Here is a 12,770-nt window from a genome sequence, read left to right as displayed (position 1 = left end):
CCTCCACCGGAATCGGCCCATGGTGCATGCACCGGGGGCGGGCTGGAAGGGCCCGGGCTCAGCGCCCCGCGGCCCCGCCCCACAGCCGCGCATACCAGTGCAGGTCGTGGAAGCGGCCGCCCTTGCGGATCCCGGCGCGGCAGGTGCCCTCGTGGCGGAAGCCGTTCTTCTCCAGCACCCGCGCCGAGGCCGGGTTGCCCTCCAGCACGAAGGCCTCCACCCGCTGCAGGCCGTACGCGGGCACCGCCGCCTGCAGGAATGCGCCGACGATCCGGGTCATGTGCCCGCGGCCCCAGTGGCGGCGCCCGAGCCAGTAGCCCAGCCGCGCCGCGTGCGCGCGTTCGCCGCCCTGCAGCAGCAGGCCGAGGCCGCCGCAGGCGCGGCCTTCCAGTTCGATCGCCCAGGCCGTGGCCAGGTCGACCACGCGCCCGGCCAGGAAGGCCTCGCCGTCGGCGCGCGTGTACGGATGCGGGAAGCGCTCGCCGAGGCCGCGCACCACCGCGGCGTCGTCGGCGTGTTCCAGCAGCGCCTCCAGGTCGTCGGCGCACCACGGGCGCAGGAGGAAGCCGTCCCCCTGCACCCGCAGCCTAGGCGCCGCGCTCATCGCCGCGCCCCCTGCGGGGCGGGGCGATGCGGCCGCGCGGCGGCCGCCATCAGCGGATCCGCGCCGGGTCCTGGGCGGCCTTGAGCGCGGCGCACAGGCGCTGCGATTCGGCCGCCTGGGCCATGCCGCGCTCGGCACCCGGCAGTTCCGCCAGGCGCGGGCCGAAGAACGCCTCCAGGCGCTCGGCCGCCTCGACCGAGCACTGCCCGGCCACGGCCATGCCCGGCATGTAGGTGGCGGCGAACACGCCGGTGCGCGCGAGGATGCGGTCGAAGTTGGCGGTGAACCACGGCCACAGGCCCTCGCGCAGCTGCGGATCGTCCACGCCGACGCCGACCAGCCAGTACATCTCGCCGACCTTGACCACCGGATCCAGCGCCAGGTCGCGCACCCGCGCCACCTGGGCCGGGTCGCGGGTGGCGGCCAGGGCATGCAGCATGGCGTTGCGCTGCACCGGATCGCCGTTGTCCGCCAGCTCGGCGATCAGCCGGCTCACCACCGGCTCGCCACGGGTGCGCACCGCCGCGCCCAGCACCTCGCCCAGCAGGTCGGGCTCGGCGGCGGCGAAGTCGAGGGCGCCGCTGCCGCCACCCAGCACCTTGTCCGCCTGCTCCAGCAGGGCCGCGGTCACCTCGGGGATCTCCAGCTGCCCGCCCAGCAGCTGCACCAGGGCCGGACGCAGCTCGGTGTCGCGCGCCGACTCACCCGGCTTGCGCGCGTAGCCCAGCGCGCGCAGGCGCGGCAGGAACGCATCGCTGGCCGCCTGGCGCAGCACCTGGCGCTGCGCGTCGGTGCTGGCCAGGTTGCTCCAGATCCAGTTGAAGCGCGGGAGCAGCGCGGTGGCCACCTCCGGCGAGGCGGCCCCGGCCAGGCGGCGCATGCCCTCCAGCACGTCGTGCGCGTCGGCGTCGCCGCGGGCGAAGGCCGCGCCCAGCGCATCGGCGTAGGCCAGCTGCTCGGTATCGGCCAGCTTGGGCACCTGCGCGGCCAGGCGCGCCAGCTGCTGCGGCGGCAGGCTGAAGCGGTAGTAGCCGGTGGCGCCGGCGTTGGGCATCACCCAGCTGTCCGCGCTGGCGCCGGGCAGCGCGATCTCGCCGCTGCGTCCGCTGACCAGCCCGCAAGCAGTGCGGTCACCGCCCTTGACCCCGTAGCGCACGCACACCGGCACGCCCCACTGCTGGGCGGCGTCGCCGGCCGAACCCAGCGGCAGGTAGCGCTGCTGCTGCACGCGGAAGCGCCATTCCCTGCCCTTGCCGACCAGCTCGCCGGACAGGTACGGCACGCCCGGCTGCTCGATGAAGCTGCGGAACGAGGCCTTCAGCGCCTCGCCCTTGCCGGAGGCGGCGGCGATCTCGTCGATCAGGTCGAACGCAGTGGCGTTGCCGAAGGCGTGCTTGCGCATGTACTGGCGCATCGCCTGGCGGAACACGTCCTCGCCGACGAAGGCCTCGAACATGGCCAGCACCGCCGCGCCCTTCTGGTAGGTGATGCCGTCGAACGCGGTCTCGATGTCGCCGTTGCCGGTGATCGGCTGGCGGATACGGCGGGCACTGACCAGGCTGTCGGCGGTCATCGTGCGCTGCGCGCTGGAGACCCGGTCCAGCTGCGCCTCGTATTCCGGGCGCAGGGCCATGGTGATCTTCTGCTGCAGCCAGGTGGCGTAGGCCTCGTTGAGCCACAGGTCGTCCCACCACTCCATGGTCACGATGTCGCCGGTCCACTGGTGGGCCAGCTCGTGCGCGGTGACGTTGAACGAGCCCTTGACGTTGCGCGTGGGCGAGTTGTCGTCCAGCAGCAGCAGCCAGTCGCGGAAGGTGACGAAGCCCGGGTTCTCCATCGCGCCGGCGGAGAAGTCCGGGGCCGCGACCAGGTCGAGCTTGCCGAACGGGTAGCCGTAGTCGAAGTACTCCTCCAGCCACTCGATCATCGCCGGCGACTGCTCCAGCGCCTTCTGCATGCGCCCGCCCTGGCCCCTGGCGGCGACGCCGGCCAGCGGCACCGGCTCCTTGCGCCAGCGGTTGGGTGCGATTTGCGGGCCCTCGACCACGTCCCACGGGCCCACGCCGAAGGCCACCAGGTAGGTGGGCAGCGGCAGGGTCGGGGCGAAGCGCACGGTCTTCCAGCCCTTGCCGGCCGGTTCGGTGGCGACCTCGGCGGTGTTGGCGCGGGCCACGTCCTGTTCGGGCACGGTCAGGCTCAGCTCGAACGGGGTCTTGTACGCCGGCTCGTCGAACGCCGGGAACGCCAGGCGCGCGCTGATCGGCTCCATCTGGGTGATGGCGTAGTCATCGCCCTGGTAGCCGACCTTGTATAGGCCTTCCAGCTGCTGGTTGAACGGCGCGGTGTAGCGGAACTCCAGCGCCAGCTTCTGCGCCGGCAGCTCGCTGCCGAAGTCCACCCGGGCGACCCCGGCGCGCTCGTCGGCCTGGCTCCAGCGCGCCGGGATGCGGCGGCCGTCGGCGGTGACCACCGTGGCCGATGCCACCTGCAGTTCCTTGCCATGCAGCCACACGTGGTCCGAGGCCTGGCGCAGCTCCAGTTCGATCCGCGCCGTGCCCTCGAACCGCGGCTGGCGCGGGTCGACCTTCAGGTCGATCGCGTAACGGGCCGGCACCGCCCAGTCGGGCAGGCGGGTGAGCGGGACCTCGTCGGCGGCGTGGGCGCCAAGGCAGGCCAGGGCCAACGGGGAGAGCAACAAGGGACGGAGGAACTTGCGCATCAGGACATCCAACCTGCGACGTGTGAAAGGTTGCAGGTGTACCAGTCCGGGCAATCCGGGAAAAGTGCCGCAAGGCCCCTTTCCCGGGTTTCAGCCGTGACCGCCCACCGGCGGCGTGCGTGCTTCCAGCCGCTCCAGCTCCTGCGCCAGCGCCTCCGGCGAACGGGTGAACGGCGCCAGCAGGGCGTAGAACGCGGGCACCACGTACAGCGACAGCAGGGTCGAGAACGACACGCCGAAGATGATCACGATGCCGATCGTGGCGCGGCTGGCCGAACCCGGGCCGCCGGCCACCACCAGCGGCACCGCGCCGACCACGGTGGCGACCGAGGTCATCAGGATCGGGCGCAGGCGCACCCGCGCCGACTCGGCGATCGCGGCGGCCACGGAGCGGCCCTCGTCGCGCAGCTGGTTGGCGAACTCCACGATCAGGATGCCGTTCTTGGCCGCCAGGCCGATCAGCATGACGATGCCGATCTGGCTGAACAGGTTGAGCGTGCCGCCGGTGGCCCACAGGCCGATGAGCGCGCCCAGCACCGCCAGCGGCACGGTCAGCATGATCACCAGCGGGTGCAGGAAGCTCTCGAACTGCGCCGCCAGCACCAGGTACACCACCAGCAGGGCCATGGCGAAGGTCAGCAGCACCGCGCCGCCGGCCTCCTGGTACTCGCGCGACTCGCCCTTCCAGTCGATCTGGGCGTAGTCGGGCAGTTCCTCGGCGGCGACCTGGCGGGTCCATTCCAGCGCCTCGCCCATGCTGTAGCCCGGCGCCAGGCCGGCGCTGATGGTGATCGCGCGCAGGCGGTTGAAGCGGTTGAGGCTGCCCGCCTCGGCCACCTCGCGCAGGGTGACCAGGTTGGACAGCGGCACCAGCTCGCCGCTGGCGGCGCGCACCCAGGTGCGCTCCAGGTCGGCCGGGTCCATGCGCTTGTCGCGGTCGGCCTGGAGCATGACGTCGTACTCCTCGCCGTTGTCCACGAAGGTGGTCACCTGGCGCGAGCCCATCATGGTCTCCAGGGTGCGGCCGATTTCCTGCACCGACACGCCCAGGTCGGCGGCGCGGTTGCGGTCGATCTCCACCCGCATCTGCGGCCGGGTTTCCTTGTAGTCCGAGTCCGGGTCCTGGATCCCGGGGTTGGACTCCATGCGCTGCAGGATGCGGTCGCGCCACTGCGCCAGCTCGGCGTAGTCGGGGCCGCCCAGCACCAGCTGGTAGCGCTGGCCGCGGGTGTTGACCAGGCCACCGGGCACGTTGGCGCGCACCTGCACCCCCGGCAGCGTGCCCAGCTCGCGGCGCAGCTCCGCCACCACCTCGTCGGTGCTGGCCTTGCGCTGGCGCCAGTCCTGCAGGAACACCACCACTTGACCGGTGTGCATTTCCTCGCTGCCACCGAAGCCGCGCGGCACGCGCGAGTTGGCGCGCTGCACCGGCTGGTCCCCGCCCACCCGGCGCAGGATGATCTCCTCCACCTGCTGGATCTGGGAGACGGTGTAGTCGAAGCCGGCACCCTCGGGGCCGTCGACCATCACGAAGAAGCGGCCGCGGTCCTCGGCCGGTGCCAGCTCGCTGGGCACGCGCAGGCCCAGCGCCGCCACCGCCGCCAGGCACAGGGCCATGGCCAGCAGCAGCAGCGCCAGCAGGCGCCGGCCCGGCAGCCCGACCAGGCGCGTGACCTGGCGGCCGTAGCCGTCGCTGACCCGGGCCAGCACGCGCTGGGTCCAGGCGTTGAGCCCGCGCGGCGCCGCATGCGGGCGCACCAGCTTGGAGCACATCATCGGGGTCAGGGTCAGGGCGACGAAGGCCGAGATCGCCACCGCCGCCGCCAGCGCCACCGACAGCTCGCGGAACAGGCGCCCGGTATTGCCCTCCATGAAGCCCACCGGCAGGAACACCGCCACCAGCACCGCGGTGGTGGCGATCACCGCGAACGCCACCTGCGCGGTGCCGCGGCGCGCGGCCACCAGCGGCGGCTCGCCGAGGTCGGCGCGGCGCTGCACGTTCTCCAGCACCACGATGGCGTCGTCCACCACCAGGCCGATGCACAGCACCAGCGCCAGCAGGGTCAGCAGGTTGATCGAGAAGCCGAAGGCATACAGGGCAATGAATGCGGTCACCAGGCACACCGGCACGGTGACCGCCGGGATCAGCGCCGCGCGCAGGCTGCCCAGGAACAGCCAGATCACCCCGAACACCAGGACCATGGCCTCGGCCAGGGTCCAGTACACCCGCTCCACCGAGGCTTCGATGAAGATGGTGCTGTCGTAGGCCACGAAGATGTCCGTGCCTTCCGGCAGCGTCTTCTGGATCTCCTCCGCTTCGGCGCGCGCGGCGCGGGCCACGTCCAGGGCGTTGGCAGTGGAAGTGCGGACGATGCCCAGGCCGACGTTGGGCACGCCGTTGCTGCGCAGGTAGGAGCGCCGCTCCTCCGGGCCCAGTTCGACCCGGGCCACGTCGCCCAGGCGCACCACGTAGCCGTCGGCGCCCTTGCGCAACGGCAGGTTCGCGAACTGCTCCGGCGCCCGGTAGCCGCGCTCCACCCGCAGGGTGAAGTCGCGGGTGGCCGACTCGATGCGCCCGGCCGGCAGCTCCACGTTCTCCGTGCGCAGCGCCGATTCGACGTCGCCGGCGGTGATCCCGCGCGCGGCCATGGCATCGCGGTCCAGCCAGATGCGCATGGCGTAGCGCTGGGCGCCGCCCAGCTGCACCCGGGCCACGCCGTCCAGCGCCGAGAGCCGGTCGACCACGTAGCGGTCGGCGTAGTCGGTCAGCTCCATCGTGTCCATCACGGTGGAGCGCATGTTGAGCCAGATGATGACGTCGGCGTCGGCCTCGACCTTGGCGATCTCCGGCGGGTCGGCCTCGTCCGGCAGGCGGTCCATGACCCGGCTGACGCGGTCGCGCACGTCGTTGGCCGCCGCCTCGATGTCGCGGCTGAGGTTGAACTCGATGGTGACGCCGGCGCGGCCGTTGCGGCTCTGCGACTGGATGGTGCGGATGCCCTCGATGCCGGCCAGGCCGTCCTCGAGGATCTGGGTCACGCGGGTCTCGACCACCGCCGCCGAGGCGCCGGGATAGCGCACCTCGACCGAGACGATCGGCGGGTCGATGTTGGGCAGCTCGCGCAGGGTCAGGCGCATGAACGACATGCCGCCCAGCACCACCAGCAGCAGGCTCACCACCATCGCGAAGACGGGGCGGCGGATCGACAGGTCGGACAGCTTCATCGGCTCAGCCCTGGCCGCCCGCGCCGGCGTCGGCGGCATGGCCGGCGGGGGCCGCGGCCCCGCCTTCGGCCGCGGCCGGCGCGGCGGCATCGACCACCTTCACCCCCGGGCGCAGCTTGCCGGTGCCCTCGACCACGATGCGGTCGCCGGCGGCCAGGCCCTCGGCGATCTCGGCCAGCCCCTCGCGGCGCAGGCCGGTGCGCACCGGCACCTGCTCCACCACGCCCTCGCCGTCGACCCGGTACACGAACGAGTCGCGGCCCACCTGCACCACCGCCAGCTCCGGCACCACCAGCGCCTCGCGCGGCGGCTGGAACAGGCTCACGTCCAGCAGCATGCCCGGGCGCAACAGGCCTTCGGGGTTGTCGAACTCGGCGCGCACGGTCACCGCGCGGGTCTGCGGGTCGATCCGCGCGTCCACGGTCTGCACCCGGCCCTCGAAGCTGCGGCCGGGCCAGGCCGCGCCGCGGGCGCTGACCACGGCGCCCTGCGCCACCCGCGACAGCGCCGCCTCCGGGACCTGGAAGTCGACGTAGACCCGGGAGATGTCGTCCAGGGTGGCGATCACCGCGTTGGGGGTCAGCAACGCGCCGGGGCTGACCTGGCGGATGCCCAGCACGCCGGCGAACGGCGCCCGGATCTGGCGGTCGCCGATGTCCGACTGCATCTGCCGCACCCGTGCCAGGGCCGCGTCGCGGGTGGCGCGCTGGGTATCGAGGGTGGCGCGCGAGACCAGCTGCTGCGCGGCCAGGCTCTCCAGGCGGCGGAACTGCTGCTCGGCCTCGGCGGCGGCGGCCTCGGCCTCGACCAGGGCGGCGCGCTGGGCGTCCACCCGCAGGGTCACCAGGGGCTGGCCGGCGGCCACCTTCTGCCCGCTGTCGAAGTGCACCTGCTCGACGATCTCGCTGACCTTGGCGCTCAGGGTCACCGACTCGCGGGCACGCACCGTGCCCAGGCCCTGGACGGTATCGCTCCACGGCCGCGGCTGGACCACGGCGGTGGTCACCGGGATCGCGGCCCCGCCGCCGCGGGCGGCCGGCGCCTGGCGGTCGCAGCCGGCCAGTGCCAGCAGCCCGCACAGGAGCAACGCCGGGATTCGTGCCGCCATCGATCGCCTCGCTGGATTCATGCGCAAACCGCGGAGTGTAGCCAGCGGGCGTGAACGGCTCTATGTGGCTTTGGTTGGCCCCCGCCCCCGGGAACTTCCGCTATGGCTGCAGGTCCAGTGCCGCCAGCACCCGCGCGACCAGCGCCTGCGGGTCCTCGCGGTCGGCGTGCAGGTGCACCTCGGGTGCCTCCGGCGGCTCGTAGGGCGAGTCGATCCCGGTGAAGTTCGGGATCAGCCCGGCCCGGGCCTTGCGGTACAGGCCCTTGACGTCGCGCGCCTCGGCCACTTCCAGCGGCACGTCCACGAACACCTCGATGAACTCCCCCGGGGCGAAGCGCTCGCGCGCCATCCGCCGCTCGGCGCGGAACGGGGAGATGAAGCTGACCAGCACGATCAGGCCGGCGTCGGCCATCAGCCTGGCCACCTCGGCCACGCGGCGGATGTTCTCCACCCGGTCCTCGTCGGTGAAGCCGAGGTCGCGGTTGAGGCCGTGGCGGACGTTGTCGCCGTCCAGGACGAAGGTGTGGTAGCCCAGCGCATGCAGGCGCTTGTCCACCAGGTTGGCCACGGTGGACTTGCCGGCGCCGGACAGGCCGGTGAACCACAGCACCCTCGGCACCTGGCCCTTGATCCGGGCGCGGGCGGCCTTGTCCACGTCCAGGTGCTGCCAGTGCACGTTGTCGGCGCGGCGCAGGGCGAAGTCCAGGGTGCCGGCGGCGACGGTGTCGTTGTTCTGGCGGTCGATCAGGATGAAGCCGCCCAGGGTGCGGTTCTCCGCGTAAGGCGCGAAGGCGACCGGCTCCTCCAGGCTCAGGTTGCAGTAGCCGACCTCGTTGAGCTGCAGGCGCTTGGCCGCCAGGTGCTCCTGGGTGTTCACGTCCACCCGGTGCTTGATCTCGCTGATGCTGGCGGCCACGGTGCGGGTGCCGATCTTCAGCCAGTACGGCCGGCCCGGCAGCAGCGGGGCGTCGCTCATCCACAGCAGGTGGGCGGCGAACTGGTCGGCCACCGCGGGCGGGTCGCCGGCGGCGGCGATCAGGTCGCCACGGCTGACGTCGATCTCGTCGGCCAGGGTCAGGGTCACCGCCTGGCCGGCCTCGGCGCGCGGCAGCGGGCCGTCCGGGCCCAGCACCTGGGCAATGGTCGAGCGCCGCGCCGAAGGCAGCACCACCACCGGGTCGCCCGGGCGCGCCACGCCGGCAGCAATCGTGCCGGCGAAACCGCGGAAGTCCTGGTTGGGCCGGTTCACCCACTGCACCGGCAGGCGCAGGCCGGTGCGGGCCTGGCCGTCTTCGACCTCCACCGACTCCAGGTGCTCCAGCAGCGCCGGGCCGTCGTACCACGGGGTGTTGGGCGAGCGCCGCAGCAGGTTGTCGCCTTCCAGCGCCGACAGCGGGATCACCTGCACGTCGGGAATGCGCAGCTGCGCGGCAAGTTCGCGATAGCCGGAGGCGATCGCCTCGAACACGGCCTGGTCGTAGCCGACCAGGTCCATCTTGTTCACCGCCAGCACCACGTGGCGGATGCCCAGCAGCGAGACGATGTAGCTGTGGCGGCGGGTCTGCGCCAGCAGGCCCTTGCGCGCGTCCACCAGGACCACGGCCAGGTCGGCGGTGGAGGCGCCGGTGGCCATGTTGCGGGTGTACTGCTCGTGGCCGGGGCAGTCGGCGACGATGAACTTGCGCTTGTCGGTATCGAAATAGCGGTAGGCCACGTCGATGGTGATGCCCTGCTCGCGCTCGGCGGCCAGGCCATCCAGCAGCAGGGCGTAGTCGATGCGCCCGCCCTGGGTGCCGTGGCGCCGGCTGTCGGCCTCCAGTGCCGCCAGCTGGTCGTCGAACAGGCGCTTGCTCTCGTACAGCAGCCGCCCGATCAGGGTGCTCTTGCCGTCGTCGACGCTGCCGCAGGTGATGAAGCGCAGCAGCGGCTTGCTTTCGTGCTGGCGCAGATAGAGTGAAACCGCGCTATCCGCGCCGTCATTGGTGATTGGTGATTCGTGATTGGAAGAAGCAACGGCGGTGGCCTGCGCCTTCGAATCACCAATCACGAATGACGAATCACTGCTGCCCATCAAAAATACCCCTCGAGCTTCTTCTTCTCCATCGACGAGGACGGGTCGTGGTCGATCACCCGGCCCTGGCGCTCGGAGGTGGTGGCCACCAGCATCTCGGCGATGATCGCCTCCAGGCTGTCGGCTTCCGATTCGATCGCACCGGTCAGCGGGTAGCAGCCGAGGGTGCGGAAGCGGACCTTGCGCATCCGCGGCACCTCGCCCGGCCGCAGCGGCAGGCGCTCGTCGTCGACCATGATCAGCGCGCCGTCGCGCTCGACCACCGGGCGCTCGGCGGCGAAGTACAGCGGCACCACCGGGATCTTCTCGCGGTAGATGTAGAGCCACACGTCCAGCTCGGTCCAGTTGGACAGCGGGAACACGCGCACGCTCTCGCCGCTGCGCACGCGCGCGTTGTACAGGTTCCACAGCTCCGGGCGCTGGCGCTTGGGGTCCCAGCGGTGGTGCTCGTTGCGGAACGAGAACACCCGTTCCTTGGCCCGCGACTTCTCCTCGTCGCGGCGCGCTCCGCCGATGGCAGCGTCGAACTTCCACTTCTCCAGCGCCTGCTTCAGGCCCTGGGTCTTCATCACTTCGGTGTGCACGCTGGCGCCGTGGCTGACCGGGCCGATGTCCTGGGCGATGCCCTCGGGATTGACGTGCACCCGCAGTTCCACGCCGGTCTCGGCCGCGCGGCGGTCGCGGAAGGCGATCATCTCGCGGAACTTCCAGCGCGTGTCCACGTGCAGCAGCGGGATCGGCGGGATCGCCGGGGCGAACGCCTTCAGCAGCAGGTGCAGCAGCACCGAACTGTCCTTGCCCACCGAGTACAGCAGCACCGGGTTGCGGAACTCGGCCGCCACCTCGCGCAGGATGTGGATGCTCTCCGCCTCCAGGCGGTCGAGGTGGGACAGGCGGTGGGAAAGGCTCATCTGCGACCTGGGGAATGGGGCCGCGGCAGGCGTTGCCGGGGCGCTTCGCAGTACCGGCCCGCATGGAACGGGGGGCGTGCGATGGAGCCGCAGTATCCGCACGCGGGCCCGCGCAGATGAAATAAGCGGCGAGCATAAGCCAATAACCACAAGCCGTTTCAATAGCGGGACCGGGCTTCCTACCATCGGACTCCCGTCGAGTTGCGACTGCGTCCACAAGGCCCCTGCCAATGACCGCTGCGTCCCCCGCCTTTCCGCCCGGTCCGCTCGACGAGGACCGCAAGGTCCTGCTGGCGCGGCTGGTGGAAGGCCTGGATGCGCCCGCGCTGTGGTGGCTGTCCGGCTACACCGCCGGCCTGGCCCAGGGCCACGGCGCGCCGCAACTGGCGGTGCTGCCCGGCGGCGGCGCGGCCGCGGCCCCGCAGTCCGGCCAGCGCCTGACCGTGCTCTACGGCAGCCAGACCGGCAATGCCCGGCGCGAGGCGGAGAAGCTGGCCACCGCCGCGGAAGCGGCCGGCCTGGCGGTGCGCCTGGTGCGCGCCGACGCCTACCCCACCCGCGAGCTGGCCAGCGAGCGCCTGCTGTACATCGTCATCAGCACCCAGGGCGAGGGCGATCCGCCGGACGACGCGATTGGTTTCACCGAGTTCCTTTCCGGCAAGCGCGCGCCGAAGCTGCCGGAGCTGAAGTACGCGGTGCTGGGCCTGGGCGATACCAGCTACGCCGATTTCTGCGGCATCGCGCGCAAGCTGGACGCGCGCCTGGCCGAACTGGGCGCGCAGCGCATCCACGACCTGGGCCAGGCCGACCTGGACATCGACAGCGTCGCCGCGCCCTGGCGTGAAGCGGCCCTGGCCAAGGCCGGCGAACTGCTGCGGGCCGCCGCGCCTGCGTCCGGCGCGCACCTGGCTACGGTCACCCCGCTGCGGCCGGCCGCGGCCGGCTGGTCGCACGAGCGCCCGTTCCCGGCCGAGGTGCTGGCCAACCAGCGCATCACCGGGCGCGAGTTCCGCGCGGTCGGTTTCCGCAAGTACGGGCCGGTGGAGAAGGACGTCCGCCACATCGAGCTGTCGCTGGAAGGCTCCGGCCTGGCCTACGAACCCGGCGATGCGCTGGGCATCCGCCACCGCAATCCCGAACCCCTGGTGGCCTCCGTGCTGGAGGCCGCCCGCCTGGACGGTAACGCTGCCGTCACCATCGAAGGGGAGACTCTGCCCCTGCACGAGTGGCTGGCCACCCGGCGCGAGCTGACCCGGCTGTCGCGACCGTTCCTGGCCGCGCATGCCGAGCGCTCCGGCTCCGCGTCGCTGCGACAGCTACTCGACCCGACCCAGCCTGCCGGCCTGGCGGCGCTGCTCGCGGACCACCAGCTGGTGGACGTGCTGCGTCGCTGGCCGGCGGATTGGGACCACCAGGCCCTGGTGGCCGCGCTGCGGCCACAGGCCCAACGCCTGTACTCCATCGCCTCCAGCCGCAAGCGCGTCGGCGAGGAAGCGCACCTGACCGTGGACGCGCTGCGCTACCACGCCCACGGCCACGACCACCTCGGCGCCGCCAGCGCCTTCCTGGCTGCGCTGGAGGAAGGCGCGCAGGTACCGGTGTACGTGGAGCCGAACGAGCGCTTCCGGGTCCCGGCCGATGCCAGCCGCGACATCATCATGATCGGCCCGGGCACCGGCGTGGCCCCGTTCCGCGGCTTCGTCCAGGAGCGCGCCGAGACCGGCGCCAGCGGCCGCAACTGGCTGTTCTTCGGCGCCCAGCACTTCAACACCGGTTTCCTTTACCAGGCCGAGTGGCAGGAAGCCCTGCAGCGCAAGGAACTGCATCGCCTCGACCTGGCCTTCTCCCGCGACCAGCCCGCCAAGGTCTACGTGCAGGACCGGCTCCGCGAGCGCGGCGCCGAGCTGTACGCCTGGCTGCAGGACGGCGCGCACCTGTACGTTTGCGGCGCGATCGCCATGGGCAAGGACGTGCATGCGGCGCTGCTGGACGTGGTTGCCGCGCACAACGGCGGCGACCGCGAAGCGGCGGCCGAATACCTCACCACGCTGCAAGCCGAAGGGCGCTACGCCCGCGACGTCTACTGACCCGATCCGGTTCAACGGAAACACGTCCCCCAATCCCGAATCACC

At 72.0% G+C, this 12,770-nt stretch carries 7 protein-coding genes; 1 reads left to right on the top strand and 6 read right to left on the bottom strand.

Annotated features, from left to right (window positions below; all coding sequences use genetic code 11):
- Nucleotides 1-58: 58 nt before the first annotated feature.
- The 6 genes from PSEJ31_RS0102740 to cysD all read right to left on the bottom strand — a co-directional run bounded on the left by PSEJ31_RS0102740 (nucleotide 59) and on the right by cysD (nucleotide 10,638).
- Nucleotides 59-604, bottom strand: coding sequence for a GNAT family N-acetyltransferase (locus tag PSEJ31_RS0102740; RefSeq protein ID WP_028914579.1), 546 nt, complete (start codon nucleotides 602-604; stop codon nucleotides 59-61).
- Nucleotides 605-653: 49 nt separating this feature from the next.
- On the bottom strand, nucleotides 654-3,323 hold the full coding sequence (locus tag PSEJ31_RS0102735) for a M1 family metallopeptidase (protein WP_028914578.1): 2,670 nt from the start codon (nucleotides 3,321-3,323) through the stop codon (nucleotides 654-656).
- A gap of 90 nt (nucleotides 3,324-3,413) precedes the next feature.
- Nucleotides 3,414-6,548 (bottom strand): efflux RND transporter permease subunit, encoded by a 3,135-nt coding sequence (locus PSEJ31_RS0102730; protein WP_028914577.1) that lies wholly within the window; start codon nucleotides 6,546-6,548, stop codon nucleotides 3,414-3,416.
- A 4-nt stretch (nucleotides 6,549-6,552) separates the two neighbouring features.
- The gene (locus PSEJ31_RS0102725) at nucleotides 6,553-7,656 is read right to left on the bottom strand and encodes an efflux RND transporter periplasmic adaptor subunit (RefSeq protein ID WP_028914576.1); all 1,104 of its coding nucleotides are present in this window, start codon (nucleotides 7,654-7,656) and stop codon (nucleotides 6,553-6,555) included.
- 100 nt (nucleotides 7,657-7,756) lie between these two features.
- The gene (gene cysN / locus PSEJ31_RS0102720) at nucleotides 7,757-9,727 is read right to left on the bottom strand and encodes a sulfate adenylyltransferase subunit CysN (RefSeq protein WP_050992141.1); all 1,971 of its coding nucleotides are present in this window, start codon (nucleotides 9,725-9,727) and stop codon (nucleotides 7,757-7,759) included.
- Nucleotides 9,727-10,638, bottom strand: coding sequence for a sulfate adenylyltransferase subunit CysD (gene cysD, locus PSEJ31_RS0102715; protein WP_028914575.1), 912 nt, complete (start codon nucleotides 10,636-10,638; stop codon nucleotides 9,727-9,729). Before cysD ends, cysN begins: the two co-directional genes overlap by 1 nt.
- 230 nt (nucleotides 10,639-10,868) lie before the next feature.
- Here cysD and PSEJ31_RS0102710 point away from each other — a divergent pair, with 230 nt between their 5' ends.
- Nucleotides 10,869-12,725 carry an assimilatory sulfite reductase (NADPH) flavoprotein subunit gene (locus PSEJ31_RS0102710; RefSeq protein WP_028914574.1) on the top strand — a complete coding sequence of 619 codons (1,857 nt, stop codon included), beginning with the start codon at nucleotides 10,869-10,871 and terminating at the stop codon, nucleotides 12,723-12,725.
- Nucleotides 12,726-12,770 lie beyond the last annotated feature (45 nt).

This window comes from Pseudoxanthomonas sp. J31, assembly GCF_000510725.1.
Taxonomy (GTDB): Bacteria; Pseudomonadota; Gammaproteobacteria; order Xanthomonadales; family Xanthomonadaceae; genus Pseudoxanthomonas.
The sequence above is the reverse complement of the archived record's forward strand: the minus strand, read 5'-3'. Positions and strand labels throughout refer to the sequence as shown.